Annotated in this window: 18 protein-coding genes; 13 read left to right on the top strand and 5 right to left on the bottom strand. The window is 66.2% G+C overall.

The annotated features are described in order from the left end of the window. Positions 1-409: 409 nt before the first annotated feature. On the bottom strand, positions 410-1,396 hold the full coding sequence (locus ACQR1B_RS23220) for a hypothetical protein (protein WP_434833889.1): 987 nt from the start codon (positions 1,394-1,396) through the stop codon (positions 410-412). Between the two features lie 21 nt (positions 1,397-1,417). On the opposite strand from ACQR1B_RS23220, the gene ACQR1B_RS23215 reads away from it, so the two are divergent. After that, entirely contained in the window at positions 1,418-3,772 is a 2,355-nt protein-coding gene (locus ACQR1B_RS23215) for an Rne/Rng family ribonuclease (RefSeq protein WP_434833888.1), read from the top strand. Between the two features lie 102 nt (positions 3,773-3,874). On the opposite strand, the gene dctA is transcribed toward ACQR1B_RS23215, so the two are convergent. Together dctA and ACQR1B_RS23205 are read right to left on the bottom strand one after the other, a co-directional pair. Next, complete coding sequence (dctA, locus tag ACQR1B_RS23210; RefSeq protein ID WP_434833887.1) at positions 3,875-5,212, bottom strand: C4-dicarboxylate transporter DctA; 1,338 nt, start codon at positions 5,210-5,212, stop codon at positions 3,875-3,877. Between the two features lie 121 nt (positions 5,213-5,333). Then, complete coding sequence (locus tag ACQR1B_RS23205) at positions 5,334-6,533, bottom strand: pyridoxal phosphate-dependent aminotransferase (RefSeq protein ID WP_434833886.1); 1,200 nt, start codon at positions 6,531-6,533, stop codon at positions 5,334-5,336. A gap of 144 nt (positions 6,534-6,677) precedes the next feature. Between ACQR1B_RS23205 and ACQR1B_RS23200 the strand changes: the two genes are divergently transcribed. Both ACQR1B_RS23200 and ACQR1B_RS23195 read left to right on the top strand, forming a co-directional pair. Continuing rightward, positions 6,678-8,075, top strand: a complete 1,398-nt coding sequence (locus tag ACQR1B_RS23200; RefSeq protein WP_434833885.1) for a M48 family metalloprotease — start codon at positions 6,678-6,680, stop codon at positions 8,073-8,075. Positions 8,076-8,171: 96 nt separating this feature from the next. Beyond that, positions 8,172-8,936 (top strand): DsbA family protein, encoded by a 765-nt coding sequence (locus ACQR1B_RS23195; RefSeq protein WP_434833884.1) that lies wholly within the window; start codon positions 8,172-8,174, stop codon positions 8,934-8,936. A 1,062-nt stretch (positions 8,937-9,998) separates the two neighbouring features. Here ACQR1B_RS23195 and ACQR1B_RS23190 read toward each other — a convergent pair. Beyond that, the gene (locus ACQR1B_RS23190) at positions 9,999-10,667 is read right to left on the bottom strand and encodes a GntR family transcriptional regulator (protein ID WP_434833883.1); all 669 of its coding nucleotides are present in this window, start codon (positions 10,665-10,667) and stop codon (positions 9,999-10,001) included. Positions 10,668-10,834: 167 nt separating this feature from the next. Here ACQR1B_RS23190 and tcuA point away from each other — a divergent pair, with 167 nt between their 5' ends. The 10 genes from tcuA to aat all read left to right on the top strand — a co-directional run bounded on the left by tcuA (position 10,835) and on the right by aat (position 20,822). Further along, entirely contained in the window at positions 10,835-12,250 is a 1,416-nt protein-coding gene (gene tcuA, locus ACQR1B_RS23185) for an FAD-dependent tricarballylate dehydrogenase TcuA (RefSeq protein ID WP_434833882.1), read from the top strand. Further along, positions 12,237-13,331 (top strand): tricarballylate utilization 4Fe-4S protein TcuB, encoded by a 1,095-nt coding sequence (tcuB, locus tag ACQR1B_RS23180; RefSeq protein WP_434833881.1) that lies wholly within the window; start codon positions 12,237-12,239, stop codon positions 13,329-13,331. Before tcuA ends, tcuB begins: the two co-directional genes overlap by 14 nt. Positions 13,332-13,487: 156 nt before the next feature. Then, entirely contained in the window at positions 13,488-14,216 is a 729-nt protein-coding gene (locus tag ACQR1B_RS23175; protein ID WP_434833880.1) for a DUF1236 domain-containing protein, read from the top strand. Between the two features lie 249 nt (positions 14,217-14,465). After that, positions 14,466-14,957, top strand: coding sequence for a type II 3-dehydroquinate dehydratase (locus tag ACQR1B_RS23170; protein WP_434833879.1), 492 nt, complete (start codon positions 14,466-14,468; stop codon positions 14,955-14,957). 43 nt (positions 14,958-15,000) lie between these two features. Further along, entirely contained in the window at positions 15,001-15,480 is a 480-nt protein-coding gene (accB, locus tag ACQR1B_RS23165) for an acetyl-CoA carboxylase biotin carboxyl carrier protein (RefSeq protein ID WP_434833878.1), read from the top strand. Between the two features lie 83 nt (positions 15,481-15,563). Then, entirely contained in the window at positions 15,564-16,913 is a 1,350-nt protein-coding gene (gene accC / locus ACQR1B_RS23160) for an acetyl-CoA carboxylase biotin carboxylase subunit (protein WP_434833877.1), read from the top strand. A 115-nt stretch (positions 16,914-17,028) separates the two neighbouring features. After that, entirely contained in the window at positions 17,029-18,549 is a 1,521-nt protein-coding gene (locus ACQR1B_RS23155; RefSeq protein WP_434833876.1) for a sensor histidine kinase, read from the top strand. Beyond that, entirely contained in the window at positions 18,546-18,983 is a 438-nt protein-coding gene (locus tag ACQR1B_RS23150; protein ID WP_434833875.1) for a response regulator, read from the top strand. The genes ACQR1B_RS23155 and ACQR1B_RS23150 overlap by 4 nt, the downstream gene beginning before the upstream one ends. Next, on the top strand, positions 18,980-20,068 hold the full coding sequence (locus ACQR1B_RS23145; RefSeq protein WP_434833874.1) for a sensor histidine kinase: 1,089 nt from the start codon (positions 18,980-18,982) through the stop codon (positions 20,066-20,068). The genes ACQR1B_RS23150 and ACQR1B_RS23145 overlap by 4 nt, the downstream gene beginning before the upstream one ends. Positions 20,069-20,141: 73 nt before the next feature. Continuing rightward, on the top strand, positions 20,142-20,822 hold the full coding sequence (gene aat / locus ACQR1B_RS23140) for a leucyl/phenylalanyl-tRNA--protein transferase (RefSeq protein WP_434833873.1): 681 nt from the start codon (positions 20,142-20,144) through the stop codon (positions 20,820-20,822). A gap of 6 nt (positions 20,823-20,828) precedes the next feature. Here aat and ACQR1B_RS23135 read toward each other — a convergent pair whose 3' ends face one another. Beyond that, positions 20,829-21,821, bottom strand: a complete 993-nt coding sequence (locus ACQR1B_RS23135; RefSeq protein WP_434833872.1) for a DUF2155 domain-containing protein — start codon at positions 21,819-21,821, stop codon at positions 20,829-20,831. Between the last annotated feature and the right edge of the window lie 10 nt (positions 21,822-21,831).

The raw sequence follows: 21,831 nt of genomic DNA, 5'->3' as shown, positions 1-21,831 counted from the left end.
CCTTTCCGACGCTCCACAAAGCCTGCGCGATCCCGCGCGGCCGCAACGGAGAGCCGGTCACGAGCCGAGTAGCGCCTCTTCCTGGGCGCCGTCTGGCCGAGACCGCCCGGGCACGAGGTCAGATATGGCCAAGGTCAGACACGGCGTAGCCTGATACCACATTCCTGACGGGGTGGTATTTGATCCCAGGGCAAGCGTTTCGGCGCGATCTGGCCTTCAGCAAGAGAGAAGGCGGCACCCGCTGCCGCCCACATATTCCAGACGGGCCGACGCTTGATGCGCCAGACTGAGTTGCCAACCATGACCAGCGGACGATCCGCGCCGATGCGGGGCTTGACCCCCGCCCGGCCGATCACCCCGCCGGCCCCAGGGTTGGCGCGGCGCGACCAGCTGCGTTTAGGCCTTCCCCTCACCCCCGAATCAGGTGGACCGTCGCGTCATCCGACAGCGCGCCACGCGCTCGCGGCTGACCGCGCCCGTCGCCTCCAAGAGTTCCAATATGCCCAACAAGATGTTGATCGATGCTACCCACCCGGAAGAGACCCGGGTCGTTGTCGTCCGCGGCAACCGCGTCGAGGAATTTGATTTCGAAACTGCCCAACGCAAGCAACTCCGGGGCAACATTTACCTGGCGAAGGTCACCCGCGTTGAGCCTTCGCTCCAGGCCGCGTTCGTCGAGTACGGCGGCAACCGCCACGGCTTCCTGGCCTTCAGCGAAATCCATCCCGACTACTACCAGATTCCGGTCGCCGACCGGCAGGCGCTGATCGAGGCCGAGGAGCGCGCGCACCGCGAAGCCGAAGAAGAGAGCGAGAACCGGTCCAACCGCCGGCGCAACCGGCATCGCAGCTCGCGCCGCCGCGGCGGCGGCGAGCGGGTGCAGAGCGAGATCGTCGAGGCTGCCGATGGCGGCCAGTCCGCCCATGCCGAAGGCCATGATGCCGACCACGAGGCGCATGAGCACCACGCCTACGCCCCTGACGATCATTCCGATCAGCCGCATTACGAGGCGGCCGATCACGCCGAGACGCACGGTTTCTCCGAGGCATCCGTCGAGTCCCCCGGCGACGAGGCGCCGACCGCGGCTCATCAGGGCGCGGACGACGAATCGCGTGACCATGGGGACGCGCATCATGCGGCCGTCGCCGCGCACGAGCCCTGCCATGCCGGGCACGGTGAAACCGCGGAGCCCGTCAGCGAAGATGCAGAGACGGCGGTCGCGCAGACCGGCGGCGCTCCGGCGGCCGAGGCGGCCGGCGATGCTGCGGACGAGCACGACGAGGACGAGCACGACCATGAGACGCATGGTCATGACGATCACGGCCATGATGACCATGACGAGCACGAGCACGACGAGCATGATCATGACGATGAGGTCACGCCCGTAGCCGAGCATGAAGGCAACGGCGTCACCATCGTGCCGGGCGACGACAACGGCACCGAAGCCGGTTCCGGCGACAATGAGGATGACGACGAGGACGGCGACGAGATCGAGGAAGAGCTCGTCGAATCCGTCGGCGGCGACGACGTGCTCGAGGAAGTGCCGGAGCGCACCTTCCGTCCGCGCCGCCAGTACAAGATCCAGGAGGTCATCAAGCGCCGCCAGGTGATGCTGGTGCAGGTCGTGAAGGAAGAGCGCGGCAACAAGGGCGCGGCGCTGACGACCTATCTGTCGCTGGCCGGCCGCTATGCCGTGCTGATGCCCAACACCGCCCGCGGCGGCGGCATCAGCCGCAAGATCACCTCGGCGCAGGACCGTTCGCGCCTGAAGGAAGTGGTGCAGGATCTCGACGTGCCCGAGGGCATGGGCGTCATCCTGCGCACCGCCGGCGCCAACCGCACCAAGCCCGAGATCAAGCGCGACTTCGAATATCTGCTGCGGCTGTGGGAAACGGTCCGCGACATGACCTTGAAGTCGCAGGCCCCGACCCTGGTCTACGAGGAAGGCTCGCTGATCAAGCGCTCGCTGCGCGACCTCTATAACAAGGAGATCGACGAGATCCTGGTGGCCGGCGAAGCCGGCTACCGCGAGGCGCACGATTTCATGAAGATGCTGATGCCGACCAACGTTCGGGCGGTGAAGCAGTATCGAGACGGCCAGCCGCTGTTCTCGCGCATGGGCGTCGAGAGCCAGCTCGACGCGATGTTCACGCCGACCGTGCAGCTGCGCTCGGGCGGCTACATCGTGATCAACCAGACCGAGGCGCTGGTCTCGATCGACGTGAACTCCGGCCGCGCCACGCGCGAGCATCACATCGAGGACACCGCGCTCAAGACCAACATGGAGGCCGCCGAGGAAGTGGCGCGCCAGCTCCGGCTGCGCGACCTCGCCGGGCTGATCGTCATCGACTTCATCGACATGGACGAGAAGCGCAACAACCGCTCCGTCGAACGCAAGCTGTCCGACTGCCTGCGGCAGGATCGCGCGCGCATCCAGGTCGGCCGCATCTCGCATTTCGGCCTGCTCGAGATGTCGCGCCAGCGCATCCGCGCCAGCGTGCTGGAAAGCTCGACCGAGCCCTGCGCGCATTGCGGCGGCACCGGTCACGTCCGCTCGGTATCCTCGGTGGCGCTGCAGCTCTTGCGCAGCCTCGAAGAGGCGCTGATGAAGGGCGCCACCCACAATCTCGTGGTCCGCACCCGGACCGAGGTGGCGCTTTACGTGCTCAACCACAAGCGCGGCCATCTGCGCGACCTCGAGAACGGCTTCAAGGTGTCGCTCGCGGTCATCGCCGATCCGAATGTGAGCGGCCAGCAATCCTTCATCATCGATCGCGGCGAGCAGGTGCATACGCTGGAGGCGGCCAAGGCGCTGCTCGCAGCGCAGGCCTCCGCGCCGCCGCTGGTGGCCGAGGAGATCGACGACGAGGACGAGGTATTCGACGTCGAGACCGAATCCGAGATCGAAACCGAAGAGACCGAAGGCCTGTCCGATGACGCGGCCGAAGGCGGCACGGCTGAGGGCGAACGCGAAGGTCCGCGCCGCAAGCGGCGCCGGCGCCGGCGCGGCCGTGGCAGTGAGACCCGCGAGGCCGAGCTGCCGGAGGGCGCCGTCGGAGCGCCCGTTGCCGAAGCAGATTTCGCGGCCGAGCAGCCCTCCGAGGAGGCCGACGGCGAGGATGACGAGGCCGAGGAACAGACTGCTTTCGCACAGGGCGAGCAGACCGATCAGCCCGGCGAGCGGCGTCCCCGCCGGCGTGGACGCCGCGGCGGCCGTCGTCGTCGTGGTGGCGCTGAGGATGGTCTCGCCGCGTCGATCGGCGACGAGCTTGCGCCGACATCGGCCTCGGAGGCCGAGGCTGCCGTGGCCGACTTCGACGGCAATGGCGGTGCCGGCCATGACGAAGAGCCGGCCGAGCATGAGGCTCCGCTCCATGCCACGGCTGTCGCGGAGGTCGATGAACCCGTTGCCGTCGCCGCTGCGACGCCCGCGCCTCAGTCCCCTGCCCCCGCCGTGCAGGAGACAGAGGCCCCAAAGACCGAGGCTCCCAAGAGCGAGTCTCCAAAGACCGAAGCCAACAAGGCCGAGTCCGAGAAGGCCCCGCGCCGTTCGACGGTTCGCGAGAAGGTCAGCTTGTTCACGGAGCCCAAAGCCGACCCCAAGCCCGAGACCGCGATTTCAGCCGTGAACGTGGCCGAGAGCAGCGCAACGGCCGTGGACAGCGCAACGCCTGAGCCGGTCGCAACCGAGCCGTCGTCCGCGGAGTCCACGACGTCCGAGGCTCCGCGCCGGGCCGGCTGGTGGTCCCGCCGCTTCGGCGGTGGTCAGTAAACGGCTAAACGGCCCGCACGCGGGACTGAACACCTCAATGCAAAACGCCCGGCCAGATGGCCGGGCGTTTTTTGTTGCGACCTGAAGCGTCTCGACGGCCGCTCAGCCGGTCGTGACCGCCGTCTCGACGTCGGACGGGTCGATCTCCTGGTTGAGCCGCCTCTGCAGCAGATCGTGGTCGAGCTCGCCCTCCCACCACGACACGAACACGGTGGCGATGCCGTTGCCGGTGATGTTGGTGAGCGCGCGCACCTCGCTCATGAACTTGTCGATCGAGAACACGATCGCCATGCCCGGCACCAGCGCCGGATTCACGACCGACAGGGTCGCGGCCAGCGTGATGAAGCCCGCCCCGGTCACGCCGCTGGCGCCCTTGGAGGTCAGCATGGCGACGATGAGGATGGTGACCTGCTGGCCAAACGATAGATCCACACCCAGCGCCTGCGAGATGAACAGGGTCGCCAAGGTCATGTAGATGTTGGTGCCGTCGAGGTTGAAGGAGTAGCCGGTCGGCACCACCAGGCCGACCACCGGCTTGGAGCAGCCGAGCCGCTCCAGCTTCTCCATCAGCTGCGGCAGTGCGCTCTCGGACGAGCTGGTGCCGAGCACGATCAGCAGCTCATCCTTGATGTAGGCGATGAACTTGAAGATGCTGAAGCCGACGAAGCGGGCGATCAGTCCGAGCACGACCACGACGAACAGGCCCGCGGTGACGTAGAACAGTAAGATCAGGCCGATCAGGTTGCCGAGCGCGGCGGGTCCGAACTTGCCGATCGTGTAGGCCATGGCGCCGAACGCGCCGATGGGGGCCGCCTTCATGACGATGGCGATGACGCCGAACACGGCATGCGCCGCGTCGTCGATCACGTCCCGCAGCCGATGGCCGCGCTCGCCCAGCGCCATCAGTGCGAAGCCGAGCAGGATCGCGAACAGCAGCACCTGCAATATGTCGCCGCGCGCGAGCGCGCCGACGACGCTGTCGGGAATGATGTTGAGGACGAAATCGACCGACTTCTGCGCCTCGGCCTGCTTGACGTAATTCGCCACGGCCGCCGCATCGGGCTTGGCCGCAAGGCCATGGCCGATCGGGATCAGGTTACCAACGATCAGACCGAGCACCAGGGCGAAGGTGGAGACGACCTCGAAATAGACCAGCGCCTTGACGCCGACCCGGCCGACCTTGCTCGCGCTCTGGATGTGGGCGATTCCGGACACCACGGTGCAGAAGATGATCGGCGCGATCACCATCTTGATCAGCTTGATGAAGCCGTCGCCGAGCGCCTTGATCCACTCGTTGGTGGCGAGGTTCGGGAACAGCCAGCCCACCACGACGCCGATGACGATCGCGATCAGAACCTGGACGTAGAGAACGCTGTACCAGGGCTTGTTCCCCGTTTGCGACGGAACGCCCTGCGTCCCGATTTCAGTCGCTGCCGCCATTGGCCTCATCCACCTTCGTTGTGTCGGGCCCGCGTGTCCCGCGCCCTTGCGGGGCGCACCTCAGACAAATTGTCGCGGCCAAGTCAATGACGACGAAGGGCGGACGCCTGCTGCAATCGGCCTAGCCGAGCCAGCGGGCGATCCGGGCCACCGCCTCGCGCATGTCTTCAGCCGAGCGTGCATAGGAGAAGCGCACGAAGCTGCGGCCATGGATCGGGTCGAAGTCCACGCCCGGCGTCGCCGCGACATGGGTCTCCGCCAGCATGCGCTTGGCGAAGTCGAAGCTGTCGGAGGTGAAGTCGGAGACATCGGCGTAGAGGTAGAAGGCGCCGTCGGCCGGCAGGAACCGCGTCAGGCCGGCCTTCGGAAAACCCTCGATCAGGATGCGGCGGTTCTCCTGGTAGCCGTGCTTGATGGCGTCCATCTCGGCCCGGCCGTCGAATGCCGCTTCCGCCGCGATCTGCGACAAGGTCGGCACCGAGATCGCGAGGTTCTGCTGCAGCCGCTCGATCGGGCGCACCAGCGCCTCCGGCACCACCATCCAGCCGATCCGCCAGCCGGTCATGCAGAAGTACTTCGAGAACGAATTGATGATAAGGGCCTCGGCCGACAACTCCGCCGCCGTGACCGCGGGAAAGGCGTAGTCGAGCCCATGATAGATCTCGTCGGAGATGAAGCGGATGCCGGCATCGCGTGCGGCCGCGATCACACCGCCCAGGGCCTCGCGCGACATCATCGTCCCCGTCGGGTTGGCGGGGCTCGCGACCAGGACGCCCTTCAGCGGCGTCTTGCGATGGGCGGCGAGCAGCGCCTCGCCGGTCAGGGCATGGCGGTTCTCGGCGGTGGTCTCGATCAGCACCGGCTCGCAGCCGAGCGCCGTCAGGATGTGGCGATACGGCGGATAGCCCGGCACCGTGACGGCCACGCGATCTCCGGGCTCGAACATCGCCAGGAACGCCAGAATGAACCCGGCCGACGATCCCGTGGTGATCACGATTCGCGCCGGATCGATCTCGCAGCCATGCGTCTCGCGATAGTGCCGCGCGATCCGCTGTCGCAGCGACGAGATGCCAAGTGCGGACGTATAGTCGATGCGCGCCCGGTCGAGTGCCGCGTGCGCCGCCGCGATCGCGGCGCGCGGCGCCGGCGCAGCCGGCTGGCCAACCTCCATATGAATGACATGACCACCATCAGCCTCGATCCGCTCGGCCGCGGCCATCACGTCCATCACCATGAACGGCGGAACATTGCTGCGTCCGGACGGCGCGGTCAGGGCGGCGATCCTCTGTTCCAATGTCGGTATCACTGTCGCATCCACCATGGAATTCTGCTATTGACCCCCGCTGTTCGGACCCGCTCTCTGAACCGGCAGGCGTGAGCCTCATTCGCCGCAGATGAGCCGCATTCCGCAGTTTGGTGGGCAATAGCCCGTATCGAGCCTCGCGCCAATTGCAAAGATCGCCTGATGTTGCTCCCCATCGTGCTTCGCAAGAAATGGTCCGGCGGACTTGCCGCAATCGTCGCGGCGGCCGTGGCTCTGGCGCCGCTGGCGCCTGTTTCGGCGCAGCAGGGCAAGGGACCGCCGATCCTGCGCGACACCGAGACCGAGATTCTGCTGCGGGAATATACCCGGCCGATCCTGCGCGCTGCCGGCCTCGAGAAGCAGAACATCCAGATGGTCATCATCAACGATTCGTCGTTCAACGCCTTCGTCGCGGACGGCCGTCGGATCTTCGTCAATTACGGCGCGATCATGCAGTCGGAAAACCCGAACCAGCTGATCGGCGTGCTCGCGCATGAGACCGGGCATCTCGCCGGCGGCCATCTCGCCAAGCTGCGCCAGCAGCTCGCCACGGCGCAGACCCAGATGATCATCGCCACCATCCTCGGCGCCGGTGCACTCGCCGTCGGCGCCCGCAGCGGCAGCAATAGCGGTCTGGCCAATGCCGGCGCGGCGACGCTCTCGGCTCCGGGCGAAGTCATCCGCCGCTCGCTCCTGTCCTATCAGCGCCAGCAGGAGGAGAACGCCGATCGTGCCGGCGTCAAATTCCTTAGCGCCACCGGCCAGTCGCCCAAGGGCATGTACGAGACCTTCAAGCGCTTCACCAACGAGAGCCTGTTCGCGGCCCGCGGCGCCGACCCCTATCTGCAGTCGCATCCGATGCCGGCCGACCGTGTCGAGGCGCTGGAAGGCCTCGCGCGGCAGTCACCCTATTGGGACAAGAAGGACGATGCCGCGCTGCAGCTGCGCCACGACATGGTCCGGGCCAAGATCTCGGCCTTCATGGAGCGGCCGGACACGGTGGCCCGGCGCTATCCGCTGTCCGACAACGGCATGCCGGCCCGCTATGCCCGGGCGATCTCGACCTACCTCCATGGCGACCTGCGCAGCGCGCTGAGCCAGATCGACGCCCTGATCCAGGTGCAGCCCAATAACGCCTATTTCTACGAGGTCCGCGGCCAGGCCCTGCTCGAAGGTGGACGCCCCAGCGAGGCGATCGCGCCGCTGCGCAAGGCGGCGCAGCTCTCCAATAACGCGCCGCTCATCAACATGTTACTTGGCCAGGCCTTGGTGGCATCCGAGAACAAGGCCTACACAGAGGAGGCCATCGCGATCCTGCGCGCGGCCGTCGCGCGCGAGTCCGAGGCGCCGCTCGGCTATTCCCAGCTTGCGATGGCCTATGGCCGCAAGGGCGACTATGCGGAGGCGGATCTCGCCTCGGCCCAGGCGGCCTTCCTGCGCGGTGACAACAAGACGGCGCGAGAACTCGCTTCGCGTGCAAAAACCCGCTTTGCCGTGGGCTCTCCCGGATGGGTGAAAGCCGACGACATCGTCGCCTCGAAGCCGCTTTCGAACCAGTAGACCGGACACAATACTGCTATCATCTGCACCGAATTACCAGACTACCGACAGACCCGCGACAAGGACCCGATCATTTTGACCAAGAGGACCTCCTTCATGCCGTCATTCCGCACGCTCCTCCCCGCGGCGTTGCTCGCGCTCTCGCTCAGCGGGGCCCCGCAGGTCGCGTCGGCAGAGAGCATCTCCGACAGCCAGCGGAGCGAGATCGAGACGATCGTCAGGAACTACCTGATCTCGCATCCCGAGGTGCTCGAGGAGGCCATGGCCGAGTTGCAGAAGCGCCAGACGGCGGCCGAGGCGGCCAAACACGAGGCGGGCATCGCCAAGAACGCGGATGCCATCTTCAACTCGCCGCGCGGCGTCGTGGTCGGCAACAAGGACGGTGACGTCACCTTCGTCGAATTCTTCGATTACAATTGCGGCTACTGCAAGCGTGCGATGCTCGACATGATGGAGCTGATGAAGAGCGACCCGAAGCTGAAGGTCGTGCTCAAGGAATTCCCGGTGCTGAGCCAGGGCTCGGTCGAGGCGGCCCAGGTCGCGGTCGCCGTCCGCATGCAGGCGCCGCAGAAATATCTCGACTTCCACCAGAAGCTGCTGGGCGGCCGTGGCCAGGCCGACAAGGCCCATGCACTCGCCGTCGCCAAGGAGATCGGGCTCGACATGGGCCGCATCGAGAAGGACATGGCGAGCCCCGAAGCCAAGGCGACCATCGAAGAGAACTTCAAGCTCGCCGAGGAGATGGGCATGAACGGCACGCCGAGCTACGTGATCGGCAAACAGGTCGTGATCGGCGCCGTCGGCGTCGAGGGTCTGCGCGAGAAGATCAGCACCGCACGCTGCGGCAAGGCGAGCTGCTGACACGGCCTCGCCGACGACGTCGACATCATGGACATCAACGAAAGGCCGGCTGGATCAGCCGGCCTTTTGCTTGGGCAGGACCAGCCGAACAGGACAAGCCGGCCCCTGAGGATACAGACTGCGCCCTCAGAGCCTTCGGGGCCTTGGGCACCGTTGAAGATCGTTGGGGATCGGACTGCGAACTCTGCGCCAGATCCCCCTCGCCCATTCCGCATTCGCCATCTTGCGCTCGCCCGCCTCCAATTCGTCATGGCCGGGCTCGTCCCGGCCATCCACGTCGTTCGGCATGCGCGGCTGAACGTGGATGCCCGGCACATGACGATGTGGAAACAGCGTGACGAAAAACTCAGAGCATGCTGGCGGAGTGCTGAGTCGCCCGTCGGGCACGCCTTTTCCGAACGGAAGGCTTGGCCGCCCCGTTCGGGCATCAAACGGCGTGCGCCCGGAAACTGATTTCGCGCGCGCGTTCAAGCCGATCACCCCTGTCCAGTCCTCTCGCGAAAAACATTCATCTTTCGCCTTATCGTAATTCGTGATTTTCTGTCGCCGTCCCGTCTCGATCAGAGGGGCGCTTCGCGGTCGTCACGGACGTTGAGGCGGGATGTGGTGGGCGTGTTGGTGCTGCAGCGTGGTTATCCGCGCGGACGAACGGCACGATGCGCACGGTCAAGTCGCGTGGTCCTGACACCCCGACGCTGGTGTCAAGGTCGAAGGGCTGGACGAGTCCTGCGGCCGACGGTGGCCAACAAGCCCGGAGCACCGGGGAGAACGCGAAGCAGCCGTTCCAACCATCGCGCGGGGAATGCCGGGATGTCTCGGCTGAACCTGTGGTACCTGCCGCCTGCATTTTTTTCTGCAGGCGGGCCATGGGGGCGGCCAGCTCCCGGCATTCCCCGTGCCCTCTTCGAGGAGAGGGCATGTCCAGAAGTCAAAGCTCGGACGCGATTGCGCCGCGAGGCAGCGGTGGTGCGTCCCCGAGGCGAAGAGCGAGCAACCCTCATGTTTCAGCCGCGCATGTTCAGCATCGAGAGCAACGAAGGGCTTCCCCGCTCTTGCCCTGGGCTATCTCGACCTCATGCCGAGCCGGGTGCGGAGCGCTTCGCGGATGTGGCTCCGCGCGATCGTCTCGGCCCGATCCGGATCGCGGGCCGCAATCGCCTCGATCAGCTCTCCATGTTCCGCCGCGGCTGTCGCCGGACGTCCCTCGGCAGCGAAGGTCGTGGTGCCCAGCAGCGCCGTCGCGACGTGCATGTCTTCGAGCGCGGCATCGAGATAGCGGTTGCGGGCGGCGCGCTGAATGGCGCCGTGCAGCAGCCGGTTCAGACGTGCGAGCTCGATCGCGCCGTCTTCGCCACTGGCAAAGCGGGCATGGATGTCGCGCAGTGCGGCGAGCTCGGCCTGCACCGCATATTGCGCGGCCAGCCGGGCCGCGGCGCCCTCCAGAATCTCCCTCATCGCGTAGAGCTCGAGGATCTCGTTCTGGTCCAGGCTGCGCACGATCAGGCCGCGGCCGCCGGCCGGCTGCACCCAGCCCTTGGCTACCAGCTTGCCGAACGCCTCGCGAACCGGCGTGCGGCTGACGTTCAGCTTCTGCGCCACCTCATCCTCGCGCAGCCGGTCGCCGGAGCGATAGAGGCCGTTCTCCAGCGCCTGGCACAGAGCGCGGAACACCGCCTCCCCGAGAGAGACGTTGTCGCGATCGATGGTGAGGGCCGGGCCTTCGGAGGACATGGCGGCAATGTCTCACATGCGCGCGCGGAACGACAGCTTCTCTTGCATATTTTTGTATACAATAGTATACGAATTTCCATGTTCGAATTCGGCACGCACGTTGATGGCTTCCGTTCTTGCGACTGCGCTCTCGGCTGCGTGAGCGCGCACGGCAGGACGGATCGGTCATGACGGCTGGGGACGACCTCGCTCACCATCCCGGTTCCTATGACGTCGTGGTCGTCGGCGGCGGCAACGCAGCGCTGTGTGCCGCCATTGCCGCACGCCGCGCCGGCGCGTCGGTGATCGTGCTGGAGGCGGCGTCGAAGTTCTATCGCGGCGGCAACACCCGCCACACCCGCAACATGCGCTGTGCCCATGACGCGGCAACGGCGACCTTGAGCGGTCCCTACACCGAGGACGAGTTCTGGGACGACCTGCTGCGCGTCACCGAGGGGCAGACCAACGAGCAGCTGGCGCGGATGATGATCCGCGAGTCCAAGGCGATGCTCGACTGGATCGCCGAACAGGGCGTGCGCTTCCAGCCCTCGCTCGGCGGCACGCTGAGCCTGGGGCGCACCAACTCGTTCTTCCTCGGCGGCGGCCGCGCCATGCTCAATGCGCTGTATCTCACGGCAGAGCGGCTCGGGGTCGACGTTCTCTATGAGTCGGAAGTGGTGGGGCTGGAGATCGAAGATGATCATTTCCGCGCGGCGATCGTGCAGCAGAGCAGCGGTCGGATGCGCATCCGCGGCCAGGCGCTGGTCGCCGCCGCCGGCGGCTTCGAATCCAATATCGACAGACTGGTCGAGGGCTGGGGCGAGATCGCCCGCAATTTCCTGATCCGCGGCACGCCGAACAACCGCGGCACGGTGCTCGACATGCTGCTCGGCGCCGGCGTCGACAGCACCGGCGATCCCACCCAGTGCCATGCCGTGGCGATCGATGCACGCGCGCCGAAATTCGATGGCGGCATCATCACCCGGCTCGACTGCGTCGTGTTCGGCATCGTGGTCAACAAAGACGCGCTGCGCTTCTATGACGAGGGCGAGGACGTCTGGCCGAAGCGCTATGCCATCTGGGGGCGGCTCGTGGCCATGCAGCCGGACCAGATCGCCTACATCATCTTCGATGCCAAATCCGCCAAACTGTTCATGCCTTCGCTCTACCCGGCGATCGAAGCGGCTGATATCGGCGAACTCGCCGGCAAGCTCGGCCTCGATCCCGACAGGCTCTCCGCCACCGTCGCGCAGTTCAACGCATCGGTGCGCGACGGCAGCTTCAATCCCGACATCCTCGACGATTGCCGCACCGAGAACCTGACGCCGCCCAAATCGCATTGGGCGCGCCGCATCGACACCGGTCCGTACTACGCCTATCCCGTCCGCCCCGGCATCACCTTCACCTATCTCGGCGTCCGCGTCGACCACGAGGCGAAGATGATCATGAAGACCGGCGGACCGGCCGACAACATGTATGCCGCCGGCGAGATCATGGCCGGCAACGTGCTCGGCCGCGGCTATGCCGCCGGCATCGGCATGACGATCGGCAGTGTGTTCGGACGCATCGCGGGCCGTGGAGCAGCAAGACATGCAGCGCAGTGAGGCGTTGACCGAGGCGGATCGCCTGATGACGATCTGCAATTCCTGCCGCTATTGCGAGGGCCTCTGCGCAGTATTTCCGGCAATGGAGATGCGCCGCGCGTTCGGCGGCGGCGACCTCAACTATCTCGCCAATCTCTGCCATTCCTGCGGCGCCTGCTACGTCGACTGCCAGTTCTCGCCGCCGCACGAATTCGACGTCTGTGTCCCCTCAGTGCTCGCCCGGGTGCGGCACGAGAGCTACGCCGACTATGCGTGGCCACGGGCGCTGGCGCCGCTGTTCCGGCGCAACGGACTTGCGGTGTCGCTGATCGCCGTCGTCAGCATCGCCGCGTTCATCCTCGGCTTCGTGGCAGTCAGCGATCCCAAGGCGTTGTTTGCGAGCCGGCATGGCCCGGGATCGTTCTATGCCCTGATGCCTCACGGCGCGATGGCGCTCTTGTTCGGCGCGGCCTTCCTGTGGGCGACCGTCGCCTTCATCATGGGAGCGCGGGCATTCTGGAACGACATCGGCGAGCCCACCGCGACGCTCGCGGAGCCCCGTCCGCTGTTGCAGGCGGTGCGCGACGCGGCCGGCCTGCGCTACCTCGATGGCGGCGGCGTCGGCTGCTACAACGCGGATGAGCGACCGAACGACAGCAGGCGGTTCTATCACCATCTGACGTTCTGGGGCTTCATGCTCTGCTTCGCCTCGACCAGCACCGCGACACTCTATCATTATCTGTTGCATCGCGAGGCGCCCTACCCGCTGTGGGATCTGCCGGTCGTGCTCGGCACCCTCGGTGGACTCGGCATCGTGATCGGCCCGCTCGGCCTCCATGCCGCGAAGCGCAGGCGTGATCCGGCCATGATGGATCCCGGCAGCCGTGGCATGGACGTCGCGTTCCTCGCCATGCTCATGCTGACCGGCGCCTCCGGCCTTGCTCTGCTTCTCCTGCGCGAGACCGGCGCGATGGGCCTGCTGCTCGCGCTGCATCTCGGCGCCGTGTTCGCGCTGTTCGTCACGTTGCCCTATGGCAAGTTCGTGCACGGCCTCTATCGCTTCCTGGCGCTCGTCCGCTACGCAAAGGAGCGCCAAGCGTAACGAGAGCAGATCGTCATTCTTCATTCATGTCTCTGAGCGTCGGTTCATAAAGTCGCGAGCCGCGACATTTTGCAGGAACGAACGGACGCAAACGGAACGACTCCAACCCCCTGCCGTTGTCGGCGCGGGCAGTGCCAATACAGAGGAGGATAAAGAATGACCAATCGCTTGATGGTATCAGTTGCTGCAATCGCGCTCCTGGCGGGTGCAGGTCTCGCTCATGCGCAAGGCGCGGGCGGTGCGGCCGGTCAGTCCGGCGGCGCTGCCATGCAGGGCGGCGCAGCGGGCGGCGGCGCACCGATGAACCGGGACAGCGCCGCGCCGTCAGCGGGCGGCTCGTCCGAGATGCGCTCGGGCCAACCGGGCCAGAAATCCGGCGCAGAGATGAAGTCCGGCGCCGAGATGAAGGGGCAGCGCGCTGACGAGGGTATGAAGGGCCCGAATTCGAAGAGCATGAGCTCCGAGACCGACAAGAGCGGCGGCAAGAACATGAAGGCCGAAGGCCACGAGGGCCGTGACAACAACATGAAGGCCGAGGGCCGCGACAGCAAGACCGGCACCAGCACCAACGCCGAGACCAAGACTGGCGGCGATCGCTCGCAGACCACGACGGGACAGGCCGGCGCCAGCGCGAAGCTCTCGACCGAGCAGCGGACCAAGATCACGACCGTGATCCGCAGCCAGCGCGTCGAGCCGGTGACGAACGTGAACTTCAACATCTCGGTCGGCACCCGCGTGCCGCGCGACGTCCGTTTCTACCCGCTCCCGACCGAAGTCGTGACGATCTATCCGGAATGGCGCGGATATGACTACGTCCTGGTTCGTGAGCAGATCATCGTGCTCGATCCGCGGACCCACGAGATCGTTGCAGTCCTCGACACCTGATCCCCGACCAGGCAGGTGACGCGAAGGGGGCGGGCCGCAATGCCCGCCCCCTTTCTATACGGCCGGATCACACGCATGGCGTGCAGGGTGCATTCCACGGTAGTTAATGAGCCATTTCCGGGACTTGGCGCATTTTTTTCGTGTGACGGATCGGGCCGCCTATCCCCATCGGCAGTGCCGAAAGGCTTTCCCTTGGCGGCTTTGTTACCTATAACGCCGGCCACCGTCGTCACCACCGCCGGAACGGGAATGGCCGAAGACGCAAACAAGACGATCTATGTGCTCAATGGACCCAACCTTGACCTGCTGGGTGCCGGCGAGCTGGACCACCATGGCCACGCCACGCTGGCCGAAGTCGAGCGTCTGTGCGGGGAGACGGCAGCCCGCTTCGGGCTGACGACCGAGTGCCGCCAATCCGACAACGAGGGCGCACTGGTGGGGTCCATTCACGAGGCCCGGACCAAGAGCGTGGCTGGCATCATCCTGAATGCCGGCATATACTCGAATACCTCTCCTGCGCTTCATGATGCGCTCACGAGGGGAAAGATCCCTACGGTCGAGGTGCACGTCGGCAACATCCATGCCCGCGCGAGCGGGCGGCACCACGCTTTCGCCGCCAAGGCCGCTTTTGCGTCAATTTGTGGCTTTGGAATCGATGGCTACCGATTGGCCATCACCGGCCTCGCGGCAAAAATTGGTGCCAACAGCTCCGCAAAGACCGACGTCAAGGCGCTCGCCTGACGTTCCTCGTCCTCACGTCACACAAGGTTTCTGGATCACGATCATGGCGCCCCAGCCCGACGAAAAGACCACGGCCAAGTCCGAAGACAGCCAGCTCATCCGCGAGCTGGCGGCGTTGCTGGACGAGACCAGCCTGACCGAGATCGAGCTCGAGCGGGCCGGCTTGCGCATCCGCGTCGCCCGCAATGTCACCATTGCTGCGGCCGTCCCTTCGGCCGTTTCGGCAGCGGCCGCCGCCATGCCGGTTGTCGCCGCCGCCGCGGCTGCCGGCGCCGATCTCACCAAGCATCCGGGCGTCGTGCCCTCGCCCATGGTCGGCACTGCCTATTGGGCGCCGGAGCCCGGCGCCAAGCCGTTCGTTGAAATCGGCTCCAAGGTCACAGTCGGCCAGACCCTGATGATCATCGAGGCCATGAAGACGATGAACCAGATCCCGTCGCCGCGCGCCGGCACGGTGACGCAGGTCCTGGTCGAGGACGGCCAGCCGGTCGAGTTCGGCGAGCCGCTGGTGATCATTGAATAACTGCGAATAGCCAATGGCGAATAGCGAATAGCTGTCCGTTCCCTATTCGCTAATCCCTATTCGCTACTCGCCCCCGAGGCCCCATGTTCGACAAGATCCTCATCGCCAATCGCGGCGAAATCGCTCTCCGCATTCTCAGGGCTTGCAAGGAGCTCGGCATCTCCACCGTCGCGGTGCATTCCACCGCAGACGCCGATGCCATGCATGTGCGTCTCGCTGACGAAAGCGTCTGCATCGGCCCGCCACCGTCGAAGGACAGCTATCTCAACATCCCGGCGCTGCTGGCCGCCTGCGAGATCACCGGCGCCGACGCCGTCCATCCCGGCTACGGCTTCCTGTCAGAGAATGCGCGCTTCGCCGAGATCCTGTCCGACCACAATTTGCATTTCATCGGACCGAAGGCGGAGCACATCCGCCTGATGGGCGACAAGATCGAGGCCAAGAAGACCGCCAAGCGGCTGGGCATCCCGGTGGTGCCCGGCTCGGACGGTGCCGTGACGCCCGATCAGGATGCGATGGTGATCGCCAAGAAGATCGGCTTCCCGGTGCTGGTCAAGGCCGCCGCTGGCGGCGGCGGCCGCGGCATGAAGGTCGCGCACACCGAGGCCGACCTGCAGCTGGCGCTGACCACCGCGGCCAACGAAGCCAAATCGGCCTTCGGCGATGCGTCGGTCTATCTCGAGAAATACCTGCAGAAGCCGCGCCACATCGAGATTCAGGTGCTCGGCGACGGCCGCGGCGGCGCCATCCATCTTGGCGAGCGCGACTGCTCGCTGCAGCGCCGCCACCAGAAGGTCTGGGAGGAAGGCCCCTCGCCGGTGCTCGACGCGGCTGCCCGAGCCAAGATCGGCAACACCGTCGGCAAGGCGATGCAGGAGCTGAAATATATCGGCGTCGGCACCGTCGAATTCCTCTATGAGGACGGCGAGTTCTACTTCATCGAGATGAACACCCGCATCCAGGTCGAGCATCCCGTCACCGAGATGATCACCGGCATCGACCTCGTGCTGGAGCAGATCCGCATCGCTGCCGGCGGCGACCTGCCGACGACCCAGGACGCTGTCGTCATCAACGGTCACTCCATCGAGTGCCGCGTGAATGCGGAAAACCCCGTCAGCTTCCGGCCCTCGCCGGGCAAAATCCTGCAGTACCACCCGCCGGGCGGCCTCGGCGTGCGCATCGATTCGGCGGTCTACCAGGGCTACGTGATCCCGCCTTATTACGATTCGCTGGTCGGCAAGCTGATCGTCCACGGCAAGACCCGCGTCGAGTGCCTGATGCGGCTGCGGCGGGCGCTGGACGAGATGGTCGTCGACGGCATCGAGACCACCCTGCCCCTGTTCCGGGCGCTGGTACGCGAGCCCGCCATCATCGACGGCGACTACCACATCCATTGGCTCGAGCAGTATCTCGTCGGCCAGAAGGCGGACTGACCGCCTTGTGCAATAATTTTACCTCCATCGCCGGAACTCTTCGGCCGGCGACGCGTTCTGCTGTGTCGGCGGTTCCGCTGAGGGGGACAGATTCTGATACACAAGCGAGTACGCGGTGGCGCCTGAGATCAGACATCGGCGCACACTGGGGCAGATCCTGCTGTTATCGGCGGGCTTCGTGGTGCTGGTCATCATCAGCACGGCCTCGGCGCTGCTGGTCAACAAGGCCCGCAGCGACAGCGCCTGGGTGGTGCACACCATCGAGGCCGAAAACCAGATCAATGCAGTGCTGCTGGAAGTGCGCCGCGCCGAAAGCGGCGCCCGCGCCTATCTGCTGACCCTGAGCCCCGATTTCCTCAGGGATCACGAAGCCGCCGTCGCCGCGATCCGGCCCCTGCTCGACAAACTGGCGACGCTCGTTGCCGACAACCAGGCGCAGCTGGAGAACCTCGCCAAATTGCGCAGCGTCATCGAGATGCGGCTTGCGCAATTCGATCGTGAGAAATCCCTGGTTGCGGCGGGCGATCTTCCCGGCGCCGTGGCGCTGGTGCGCGACGTTGGCTCGACCGACAGCAGCACGACGATGCGCATCACCGCCGAGGCGATGCGCGGCGAGGAGGAGCGCCTGCTGGCGCTGCGAACCACCAATGCCGACAAGAGCCAGCAGCTGGCGACGATCGTTACCGTCACCGGCTCGACGCTGGTCGTCGTGCTCGCCGTCATCTCGGTGCTCCTGGTCCGCCGTTCGACCCGCGCCCGGGACGAAGCCGAGGCGCAACTGCGCGACAGCAATCTCAACCTCGAAAGCACCGTCGACGAGCGCACCGCCGACCTGCGCGAGGCCAATGAGGAGATCCAGCGGTTCGCCTATATCGTGAGCCACGATCTGCGCTCGCCGCTCGTCAACATCATGGGTTTCACCAGCGAGCTCGAGGAGCTGCGCAACGACATCTTCCGGCGCATCGCGACGCTCGCGAGGGTTGCATCGGACGCGCCGCCGCCGGCCGAAGGCACTGAGCCGGAGCTGGAAGGCGCCGACCGCCAGCTGTCGGAGGATTTCTCGGAAGCGCTCGGCTTCATCAAATCCTCGATCGCCAAGATGGACCGCCTGATCACGGCGATCCTCAATCTGACCCGCGAAGGCCGCCGGGAATTCGTGCCGGCGCGGATCGACACCCGCGAGCTGATCGAGGGCATCGTGTCGACGCTCGCCCATCAGGCGGCGGAGACCGATACGACCGTTCGCGTGGAACCGCTGCCCGCCATCGTCAGCGATCGTCTGGCGCTGGAGCAGATCTTTTCGAACCTGATCGACAACGCGATCAAATATCTCAAGCCGGGAGTCCCCGGCGACATCGCCGTCCGCGCCCGCACCAAGCTCGGTTTCGCGATCTTCGAGATCACGGATAATGGCCGGGGGATTGATCCCAGGGACCATCAACGTATCTTTGATCTGTTCCGCCGCGCCGGGACCCAGGATCGCCCGGGTCAGGGGATCGGTTTGGCCCATGTCCGCGCCCTGGTGCGCCGGCTGGGTGGAACCATGTCGGTCGCGTCGGAGCTCGACCAGGGCAGCACGTTCACCATCACGCTCCCGATCAACTGGAACGCCTCAAACCGGAACTCAGACCGATGACCATGCCCGTGACGATCATCATGATCGAGGATGACGAAGGCCACGCCCGCCTGATCGAGCGCAACATCCGCCGCTCCGGCGTCAACAATGAGATCAAGCCGTTCACGAACGGTACAGACGCGGTGAAGTATCTGCTGGGCGCTGACGGCACCGGCCTGGATCACAAGGGCAATGCCCTGCTGATCCTGTTGGATCTCAATCTGCCGGACATGACCGGCATCGACATCCTGAAGCTGGTCAAGCAGAACAGCTTCCTGAAGAGCGCGCCCGTGGTGATTCTGACCACGACCGACGACTCCCAGGAGATCAAGCGCTGCTACGAGCTCGGTTGCAACGTCTACATCACCAAGCCCGTCAACTACGAGAGTTTCGCCAACGCCATTCGCCAGCTCGGCCTGTTCTTCTCCGTCATCCAGGTTCCGCCCGCCGCATGAGCTCCGCCGCACCCACGCTGCTCTACATCGACGACGACGCGGCGCTGGCGCGGCTGGTGGATCGCGGGCTCAAACGGCTGGGCTTTACGGTCGAGCATGCCCCTGGCGGCACCGAGGGGCTCGCTCGAATCGCGCTCGGCGGCGTCGATGTCGTGGCGCTCGACCAATACATGCCGGGGCTGGACGGGCTGGAGACGCTGGAGCGCATCATGGCCCTGCCCGATGCTCCGCCGGTCGTGTTCGTCACGGCCTCGCAGGATTCCAAGATTGCCGTCACCGCCCTGAAGGCCGGCGCCGCAGACTACCTGGTCAAGGACGTCCAGGGCGAATTCATCCCGCTGCTGCAGGTTGCCGCTGAGGGCGCGCTGCGCCAGGCGCGGCTGCAGAAGGCCCGCGACGAGGCAGAAGCCGAGGTGCGCGCCTCGCGCGACCGCTACGCGGCACTGGCTGCCGAGCGCGAGGTCCTTCTGCGCGAGGTCAACCACCGCGTCGGCAACTCGCTGCAGATCATCGCCTCGCTGCTGCATCTGCAGGCCAATTCGAGCACACAGAACGACGTCAAGGCCGCCCTCACCAATGCCATGGGCCGGGTCGCCGCGGTGGCCCAGGTGCATCGCCGCCTCTACACCTCGCACGACCTCAACAGCGTGCTGCTCAACCAGTATCTCGACGCCCTGCTCGACGACCTCAGGCGTTCGGCCGAGGGCAACCGGATGTCACGACTGACCTTGAGGGGCGAGGCGATCGAGATCGACCCGGATCGCGCCGTCGCCATCGGTATCGTCGTCAACGAGCTCGTCATGAACGCGGTCAAATACGCCTATCCCGACGGGCCCGGCCCCATTCACGTCGAGCTGAAGCTGGAGGCTGGCGACGTCGTGCTGTCGATCGCCGATGACGGCGTCGGCCTCAACGCCACCAGCGATCCGCGGTCGACCGGCATGGGGCAGCGCATCGTCAGCGCCATGGCGACCAAGCTCGATGCGATCGTGGGACCCGATCCGAGCCATGGGGGCACCAAGATCGTCGTCCGCTTCCGCCTCGTCAAGGACATGCCGAAGCCGGCCGCAGCCGCGCTGGGCTGAGACATACGCTCCACGGGCCGGGTGTGACCAACGGACCATCGCGCCGCCCGCGGCATCCTGCTAGACTGTTCCGATGAATTCGCGCGACTCCGCAGCGTCCGAGATCACGCCCGAGGTCCTGCTGCGTGCCTATGCCTGCGGCATATTCCCGATGGCCGAGAGCGCCGACGACCCGACCTTGTTCTGGGTGGAGCCGGAGCTGCGCGGCGTCATCCCGCTGGAGGGCTTTCGGGTGGCATCGCGGCTGGCCCGCACCGTTCGCTCGGAGGCCTTCACCGTCACCGTCAATCAGGCCTTCAAGGCGGTGATGGATGGCTGCGCCGCGCCGCAGCCTGGCCGGGAGGACACCTGGATCAACCGGCGCATCCGCGAGCTCTACAGCGGCCTGTACGCCATCGGCCACTGCCACAGCGTGGAATGCTGGCAGGACGGCGAGCTGGTCGGCGGCCTCTATGGCGTCAGCCTGGGCCGCGCCTTCTTCGGCGAGAGCATGTTTCACCGCACGCGCGACGCGTCCAAGGTCGCGCTGGTGCATCTGGTGGCGCGGCTGATCGCCGGCGGCTTCGAGCTGCTTGATACGCAATACGTCACCGAGCACCTGAAGACCTTCGGCGCGGTCGAGATCCCACGCCGGCGCTACACGGCCCTGCTCGAAAAGGCGCTGACCGGCCCCGCGGCCAATTTCGTCCGGCTCCCTGTCGAGCGGCCGATCTCCGGGGACGAGGCCCTGGCGATCATCGCCCGCCGCGGCTGAGGCCCGCTATCGGAACACCCCGCCGAACGGTCCACCGGCCTGGGGCGGCGGAGGTGGCGCCGACTGCTGGCTCTGGTATTGCGGCGGCGGCGCCGACGGCCGCGGTGCGGCCTGCTTCTGCTGCGGCGGCCGCTTCTGGGCCGGCTGAGCCTGGGCTGCGGGCTTCTGATCGGGCGCTGCGCTGACGACCGTGGTCTGCGGCTCTTTGCAATCGACCAGCCAGATATCGTAGATCGGGTGCTCGACGCCGTGCAGGCCCGGGCTGGCGGCGAACATCCAGCCCGAGAAGATTCGCTTCACCTCGCCCTGCAGGGTGATCTCGTCGACCTGCACGAAGGCGTCGGTGTTGGCGGCCTCGGTGGCCGGCCGCGTGTAGCAGGCGTCGGTCTTCACCCTGAGCGCGCCGAACTGCACGGTCTCGCCGATCTCCTCGTCGAAATTGATGATCCGGCCGGTGATCTTGTCGAGCCCGGAAAAGCTCGCCTTCTTGTTCACGATCTTCTGCGCCGGCGGCTCGGTCACGACCTCGTCGCCCGGCTGAATGGTGGCGGGCGTCTGCGGCACCGCGCCGTTCGGCGGGATCGCCGCATTCTGGGGCGTACCGCGGGGCGGCACCTGGCGCTGGCCCGGTTGAGCCGGCGCAGCCCCCGGCTGGCCGGGCGGCGGCGCGACCGCCACCGGCGGATTGGTCTGCGGCACGACCGTCGTTCCCGGCGGCGGCGCCAGCGGCTGAGACTGGACCGGACCCGGCAGCGCGGCGCCCTGCCCTGGCGGCGGACGGGTCGGCGCCGGCAGCACGCGGCCCTGCGGCAGCTCCGGGATGTCTTCCTCTTCGTCAGGCGGCGGGATCGGCTCTCCGCGGCGCGGAATGTTGCCGGGCGGGCGCGGAACCGGATCCGAGAAAATGGTGCCGATCTGCGCGCGCGCCGGCACGGCCAGCGCGATGGATGTGGCGGCCAGCAATGCCGCGATACCGGTCAGGACGATTGTTCGGTGCATCTCGCGCGGC

The organism is Bradyrhizobium oligotrophicum, assembly GCF_051168495.1.
GTDB classification, from domain to species: Bacteria; Pseudomonadota; Alphaproteobacteria; order Rhizobiales; family Xanthobacteraceae; genus Bradyrhizobium; species Bradyrhizobium oligotrophicum_A.
Note: the sequence above shows the minus strand (reverse complement) of the source record. Positions and strands in the feature narration are given on the sequence as shown.